Raw genomic sequence first — 2,189 nt, 5'->3', positions numbered from 1 at the left:
GCCCCACGCCGAGGATCTGCTGAGCCTGGCGCAATTCGCCTGGGCGCGCGGCGAGGCCGTGGCGGCCGACCAGGCCCAGCCGGTCTACCTGCGCGATCAGGTGGCCACGCCCAAGGCGCCGCCGGCATGACCCCCGGTCGCCCGGCAAAGGCAGGCGGCCCGAAGGTATTTGCCAAGCCCGCCGGGCGCCGCTACATTGCCAGCACTGTCTACTTTCCAGCCGAGCCCACCGAGCAGTTGTAGATGCGCATCGACGCCTACCTACCTTCCTATTCGCCGGATCGCGGCCCCCGTTCGGGGACTGCGGTCACGCCCTATCGCGAGGCGCAGCGCGAGGTCGAGGTACAACGTGAGCAGCCGGCCGCCCCGGCCAGCAGCCAGGGCCTGGAACAGACCCCGCAGATCCGCCGGGTGCAGGCCAGCAGCGGCAATGGCGACAGCCTGCCGGCGCGCGCCCAGGATATCGGCTACCCGCAACCCGCGCTGAGCAACCGCGCCGCCCAGGCGCTGGCCAGCTACGGCGCCACCGCCAGCTACGCCAGCGAGGCTGACGCGCAGCAAGTGCTCGGTCTCGACCTCTACGCCTGAGAACGTGTTTAGGATCTCGCGAGCTAGAGCCATGCAAGGCGAAATCAGGCGAGGAAGCGGAGTTTACTGTTGTAAATGAGCATTCCGAGCCTGGTTTCAACGCAGCAGGGCCGACGCGCAGCAGATCGTAAACAGGTTCTGATGTTGCCGTACTACCTCGGCTGCCCCTCCTGGAGCGAGGCGGCCTGGCGTTCCACGCTCTACCCTGGCGACACCCGAGCGGCCGACTTCCTCAGTCGTTATGCCCAGGTATTCAACGCCGTGGAGGGCAATACCACCTTCTACGCCCGCCCCAGCGAGCAGACCGTGGCGCGCTGGGCCGAGCAGATGCCGGCGCACTTTCGTTTCTGCGCCAAGCTGCCGCGCGATATCAGCCACGGCGACGACCTGTGCCAACAGCTGGAGGCGGTCGAGCGTTTTCGTCGGTTGCTGGCGCCGCTCGGCGAACGCGTCGCACCCTACTGGCTGCAGCTGCCGGCCAGCTTCGGTCCGTCACGGCTGGACGAGCTGGCGGCCTTCGTCGAGTGGTGGGGCGCTTGGCCGCTGGCCATCGAGGTGCGTCATGCACAGTTCTTCGCCAAGGGCGAGGCCGAGCGCGCCTTGAATCGCCTGTTGCTGGAGCGCGGTATCGAGCGTATCTGCCTGGACTCGCGCGCCCTGTTCAGCTGCGCGTCGCAGGCGCCGGCGGTGTTGCATGCCCAGGCCAAGAAGCCGCGCCTGCCGACCCGCCCCACGGCCTTCAGCCAGAGCCCGCAGCTGCGTTTTATCGGCCATCCCGAGCTGCTCGCCAACGACCCCTTCATGACGCCCTGGCTGGACAAGGTCGCCGCCTGGATCGAGGAGGGGCGACGCCCCCATGTCTTCGTCCACATCGCCGACAATCGCCTGGCGCCGCAGCTGGCACGGCGTTTCCACCAGCAATTGCGCCTGCGCCTGCCCGGTCTGGCGGAGCTGCCGACCTTGCAGGTCGAACCGGAGCTGGAGCAGCTGGGGTTGCTCTAGCGCGTAGCCCGGATTCAGCGTTGGGCCAGCAGCAGATCGGCGGCCTGGCCGCTGCGGCCGTCGGCGAATTCGAAGCGGCCAAGCTGGGCGATCTGGTCGTAGGCGCCGAGGGCGATGCTGACGTCGCGCGCCTTCAGCTCGATGGCGCCGACCCCGGCCTCGGCCAGGCTCTGGCTGTGCTGGCGGCCGGCGGCGTCGAAGCGCAGCAGGCGCAGGTCGGCGAACACCGCATCGGCGGTGTCGATGCGGCCGTCGCCGTTGTCGTCGAACCTGGCCAGTTCGGCGAAACCGTTGGCGGCGCCGTGCTGGTCGCCGAACAGCTCGCGGCCGTCGTCGATACGGCCGTTGCCATTGCGATCCAGAGCCAGCAGGGCGTCGTCGCCGGTGGGTACGCTGATCCAGTCCTGGCGGCCGTCGCCGTCCAGGTCGAAACGCTGCGGTCGTTGCAGGCCGCTGGTGGCGAACCCGTCGCCGGCCAGATCGAGCACCAGCGGGTCGGTCTGCTGCGCCTGGCCGCCGGCCGTGACGTTCAGTTCCAGGCTGCGTTGCTCGACCAGCGCCTGACTGACCGTGGCCGCCGCCGCGCTGACCGCCGGCGG

Annotated in this window: 2 protein-coding genes and 2 pseudogenes; 3 read left to right on the top strand and 1 reads right to left on the bottom strand. The window is 69.3% G+C overall.

From position 1 onward, the window contains the following. The 3 genes and pseudogenes from N878_RS18335 to N878_RS18325 all read left to right on the top strand — a co-directional run. Nucleotides 1-130: pseudogene (locus tag N878_RS18335) on the top strand (tRNA (adenosine(37)-N6)-threonylcarbamoyltransferase complex dimerization subunit type 1 TsaB); the annotation flags it as partial. A gap of 113 nt (nt 131-243) precedes the next feature. Beyond that, on the top strand, nt 244-588 hold the full coding sequence (locus N878_RS18330) for a hypothetical protein (RefSeq protein WP_021445036.1): 345 nt from the start codon (nt 244-246) through the stop codon (nt 586-588). Between the two features lie 141 nt (nt 589-729). After that, nucleotides 730-1,590 carry a DUF72 domain-containing protein gene (locus tag N878_RS18325; protein ID WP_021445035.1) on the top strand — a complete coding sequence of 287 codons (861 nt, stop codon included), beginning with the start codon at nt 730-732 and terminating at the stop codon, nt 1,588-1,590. A gap of 14 nt (nt 1,591-1,604) precedes the next feature. Here the strand turns inward: N878_RS18325 and N878_RS29095 are convergent. Continuing rightward, nucleotides 1,605-2,189: pseudogene (locus N878_RS29095) on the bottom strand (hypothetical protein); the annotation flags it as partial.

Origin of the sequence: Pseudomonas sp. EGD-AK9 (assembly GCF_000465935.2) — a bacterium.
Taxonomy (GTDB): domain Bacteria; phylum Pseudomonadota; class Gammaproteobacteria; order Pseudomonadales; family Pseudomonadaceae; genus Aquipseudomonas.
Note: the sequence above shows the minus strand (reverse complement) of the source record. Positions and strands in the feature narration are given on the sequence as shown.